General features: G+C 51.0%; 1 protein-coding gene. It reads right to left on the minus strand.

Translation table 11 applies throughout. The annotated features are described in order from the left end of the window. Positions 1 to 653, minus strand: a 653-nt coding sequence (glxR, locus tag ACLO87_RS16780; protein ID WP_430224341.1) for a 2-hydroxy-3-oxopropionate reductase, incomplete at both ends; no start/stop codon positions are given.

Below are 653 nucleotides of genomic sequence, written 5' to 3' on the forward strand. Positions count from 1 at the left end.
TGGTTAGCCATTAATTCCAGCGCCTGCACTAACGCAGAGTGATCCAACTGGCTGCCACCGTTTGCCGCACATGTATTAAACAATTCCTGGCAGGTCGCGGTGTTTGGCAGGTTCAGCGCCAGTGCTTTCGCACTTTGCAGTGCCAGGTTGAGATCTTTCTGGTGCAGCGCAATTTTGAAACCTGGATTAAAGGTGCGTTTAATCATGCGCTCACCGTGAACTTCCAGAATACGTGAGGAAGCAAAGCCGCCCATCAGCGCCTGGCGCACACGTACCGGGTCCGCACCGGCTTTTGAAGCAAACAACAAGGCTTCAGAAACCGCTTCAATATTGAGCGCCACGATAATCTGATTTGCCACTTTGCAGGTTTGACCGTCGCCGTTACCGCCCACGAGAGTGATATTTTTACCGAGCAGTTCAAACAGCGGTTTTACACGTTCAAATACTGCTTCATCACCGCCAACCATAATCGATAACGTCCCTTCACGCGCGCCGATTTCACCGCCGGAGACTGGCGCATCGAGATAATCGCCGCCCAGTTCATTCACCTGACGAGCGAAACGTTTAGTTTCAATCGGGGAAATGGAGCTCATATCAACAATGGTTTTGCCCTTCAGCGAGGCTTTGGTACAACCATTTTCACCAAACAGAAC

The organism is Paenalcaligenes sp. Me52, assembly GCF_050487965.1.
Lineage (GTDB): Bacteria > Pseudomonadota > Gammaproteobacteria > Burkholderiales > Burkholderiaceae_B > Paenalcaligenes.